This is a genomic window from Flavobacterium sp. (assembly GCF_004211145.1).
Classification (GTDB): domain Bacteria; phylum Bacteroidota; class Bacteroidia; order Flavobacteriales; family Flavobacteriaceae; genus Flavobacterium.
Genome location: NZ_SEBS01000071.1, coordinates 1 through 3,414, shown reverse-complemented (window position 1 = coordinate 3,414; position 3,414 = coordinate 1). Strand labels below are relative to the sequence as shown.

Here is a 3,414-nt window from a genome sequence, read left to right as displayed (position 1 = left end):
GCTTCATATTTCCCGTCGGTGGCCGAATATTCCTTCAGCAAATCGGGGAATGCCGCGATCATCCTCCGCACATCCCCGTCGTTCGCAGGTTCGACTTTACCCGAATAACGGTCGACCAGCACGACGACCTGATCCGGAATCGCGTCGATCCAAATCCCGCCGAATCTATCGGTTCTCGCAATCGCAGCGAGCAGATCCTTATCACGGTTCGGAATCTGGACGACCCATTTGTCGCCCGCCGCATGCGATTCGTAAAAGAAATTGTCACCCGAATATTTCCCTAAGTTCAAGTAAAAAACGCTTCCGTCGCTAAACCCGTAATAACCTGCCAGTGGCATTCGTGCGGGTTCACTGAACAACATATACCGTTCGTCTTTTTGACTGAAAAAGAATTCCGTTGCCGATGGCGTGCCTTCCAAAGCGTCGGCGAAAGAAATATAAACGCCTTTTTTAGGCAAGCCCGGAGAAGCTTTCACCTCGGGCAAATTCGGATTGAAAGCTATTTGGCTTTCCTTCGATCCCTGAATATTGTTGAACGCATTGAAACAGCGTTTGAGCACTTCCTTTATGCGTTCGTCGTGTTTTCCCGTCACATCGGCCGACCGACCTTTCACGGTTTCGGCAAAGCGTCCGACCGTCAAAAGTTGCCCGTTTTTCTCCTCTACGAAATCTACCACGGCAGTTGCGATGCCTATTTCCTCGTTCTCTTCGTAATTGGTCTCTTCGCCCACGAAAAGCTCGTAGAAACACAATGAGATTTTGCGCGCTCCGTCCCTTTTTGGAAGTACTTTCATCAAATATTCGGTCATCGACGTAACGAAACCACCTTCCAAATCCGCGAGTTTTTTCGTGTTCGCGACGCCGGTTTGCACGGTTCCGATGTTGTCGCGCATCTGGCGTTTGTCGTACACCTTGTCGACATAAAAATCAAAATACGCAAGCGACTGATCCTTCTTGTCCTTCAACGAAATCTCATAGCGCTTTTCCTGTCCTGACGACAAAATCGGCAAAAGTGCAATCCAAAAACACAAAATTTTTCCCATAAAAAAAGCCCGATAATTTCGGGCTTTAAATGTACTGATTATTTCAATTTCTTTTTGACTTGAACCTCCTGGAAGGCTTCGATCAAATCGTTTATCTCGATGTCGTTGTATCCTTTTACCTGGATACCGCAATCGTAACCCTTCGAAACCTCTTTCACGTCGTCCTTGAAGCGTTTCAGCGCCGTAAGTTCGCCCGTGAAGATCACCACGCCTTCGCGGATGATTCGGATTCTTGAACTGCGGAAGATTTTTCCGTCGGTCACCATACAACCTGCGATCGTTCCGACTTTCGAAATCTTGAACAGTTCGCGGATCTCGGCAGTTCCCGTGATTTCTTCCTTGATCTCAGGAGACAACATTCCTTCCATCGCATCTTTCAGGTCGTCGATCGCATCGTAGATGATCGAGTAGTTTCGGATATCGATTTCCTCTTTGTCTGCCAATGTTTTCGCCGATTGGGACGGACGGACGTTAAACCCGATGATGATCGCGTCCGATGCCGATGCCAGGTTCACGTCGGTCTCGGTAATCGCACCGACTCCTTTGTGGATGATGTTCACCTGGATTTCTTCGGTCGACAATTTCGAGAATGAATCCGAGAGTGCTTCCACCGATCCATCCACGTCACCTTTGATGATGATGTTGAGTTCCTTGAACTGACCAAGCGCGATACGACGTCCGATCTCGGCAAGCGTAATGTGGCGTTGCGTTCTCACCGACTGCTCGCGTTGCAATTGCGTACGTTTCACGGCGATTTGTTTCGCTTCTCTTTCGTCTTCGAATACGTTGAACTTGTCACCTGCGGTCGGAGCTCCGTCAAGACCAAGCACCGATACCGGCGTCGAAGGTCCCGCTTCTTTCACGATGTGCCCGCGTTCGTCTTGCATCGCACGGATTTTTCCGTGGTGCTTTCCGGCCAACATATAATCCCCGACTTTCAACGTACCGTTTTGTACGAGGATCGTCGCGACGTAACCTTTTCCTTTATCGAGATAAGCTTCGACAACCGTTCCTTGGGCCGCGCGATCAGAGTTCGCTTTCAAATCAAGGATTTCAGCCTCAAGTAACACTTTTTCGAGCAATTCCTTCACGTTCAACCCGGTTTTCGCCGAAATGTCCTGTGATTGGATTTTCCCGCCCCAATCCTCGACCAGTAAGTTCATTCCCGCAAGACGTTCCTTGATCTTCTCAGGGTTTGCCGTCGGTTTATCGACCTTGTTGATCGCGAATATGATTGGAACGTTGGCCGCTTGTGCGTGGCTGATCGCCTCTTTGGTTTGTGGCATGATATCGTCGTCGGCCGCAACCACGATGATCGCGATATCGGTGACCTGCGCACCACGTGCACGCATCGCGGTAAACGCTTCGTGACCCGGTGTATCGAGGAATGCGATTTTTTGGCCGTTGTCGAGTTGTACCCCGTAAGCACCGATGTGCTGCGTGATTCCTCCCGATTCCCCGGCGATTACGTTTTCCTTACGGATGTAATCGAGAAGTGACGTTTTTCCGTGATCGACGTGACCCATTACGGTGACGATCGGTGCACGGCTTGTCAAATCTTCCTCGCGGTCTTCTACCGTATTGATATTTTCCTCGAGCTCGGTCGTGATGAATTCGACATCATATCCGAATTCGTCGGCTACGATGGTAAGTGTTTCGGCATCGAGGCGTTGGTTTTGCGTAACCATGATCCCGAGCGACATACAGGTTCCGATGACTTTCGTGATCGGCACATCCATCATGGTAGCGATTTCACCTACGGTAACGAATTCCGTCACTTTTAGCGTTTTGCTTCCTTCTTCGATCGCTCTCTGCTCATCGTCGGATTTCTGACGGTGCGTATCACGTTTGTCACGACGATATTTCGCCGCTTTCGATTTTCCGCCTTTCCCTTGAAGCTTCTCGAGCGTTTCGCGGATTTGGTTCTTCACTTCCTCCTCAGTCGGCTCGACTTTGTTCACGATCGCAGGACGTCCTTTTTGGAAGCCTCCGCCACCGCCCGGTCTGTTCGGACCACCCGGACCTCCCGGCCTGTTCTGGCCGCCTGGACCACCGCCCGGAGGACGCTGACCCGGAGCTCCCGGAGCTGGTTTCACGATACGCTTGCGTTTGTTCGCTGCGTTGTTATTGTTGGCATTTTGCCCTGGTGCCGGCGTTTCCTTTTTCTTTCTTTCGAATTGCGAAAGATCGATCGTTTGTCCGGAAAGCGTCGGGCCTGATAATTTTTGGTATTGGGTCGCGAAAGTTTCCTCGGCTGGCGGCGTTCCCGCGGCTGCAGGAGTTGCAGGAGTCGCAGCGGGCGCTGTCGGAGCGGCAGGAGCAGCAGGCTTTTCAGCCTCTGGTTTCGCCGTTGCCTCAGGCTTGACTGCTT

Annotated in this window: 2 protein-coding genes; both read right to left on the bottom strand. The window is 51.1% G+C overall.

Annotated features, from left to right (window positions below):
• On the bottom strand, positions 1–1,043 hold a 1,043-nt coding region (locus EOO50_RS17515; protein WP_290841578.1), incomplete at its 3' end, for a hypothetical protein.
• A gap of 38 nt (positions 1,044–1,081) precedes the next feature.
• The coding region (gene infB, locus EOO50_RS17510) for a translation initiation factor IF-2 (RefSeq protein ID WP_290841577.1) at positions 1,082–3,414 on the bottom strand (2,333 nt) is incomplete at its 5' end.